Source organism: Ruegeria sp. AD11(2025), from assembly GCF_056542405.1.
The window spans coordinates 1-632 of the sequence record NZ_JBQFZU010000145.1; the positions used below are offsets into that span (position 1 = coordinate 1).

General features: G+C 55.4%; 1 protein-coding gene. It reads left to right on the forward strand.

The features are described from left to right. The coding region (locus ACR1XY_RS24785) for an autotransporter outer membrane beta-barrel domain-containing protein (RefSeq protein WP_480597523.1) at positions 1 to 632 on the forward strand (632 nt) is incomplete at both ends.

Genomic DNA, 632 nt, shown 5'->3' on the forward strand with positions numbered 1-632 from the left:
CGTTTCTGGATTCGGCTCTGGATTATAGAACGCCCAACCAGGTCATCCTGGTATTGGAGCGTAACCTGACGAGCCTTGCGGATGTCGCCGTCACAGAGAACCAGCGAAATGTGGCGATCGCTGTCAGTAGCTTGAACGCAAGCAATGATGTCCTGAATGCGGTCATGGGCCTCAGCGCGGATGATGCGCGCAGTGCATATGACAGTCTTTCCGGGGAAATACACCCTTCGGTCGATGGCTTGCTGCTTCAAGACAGTAGCCTTGGTCGCACTGCGGTTAACAACCGTCTCCGCAGCGCCTTCGATGGTGTTGTCCCAAACGAACAACAGGCGATTGCCCAGGACCGATCCGGTGGAAGCTCTATGGGGTGGTTCGAGGGCTACGGTCAATGGAGCGAAATCAGCGAAACCGACGATACGGCTGCAATAGACAGCCAGACGGTCGGCTTTTTTGCTGGTGTCGACACACAGAACCGCCGTGGATGGCAGGTCGGTCTGTTTGCTGGCTATGGCAATAGCAGTGTGACTGTCGATACACGTGAAGCTTCTGGGGATGCCAATAGCTTCACTCTGGGAGCATATGCCGGGTATCAACTGAATGACTTCGACTTCCGGTTCGGGGCAAGCAATGCC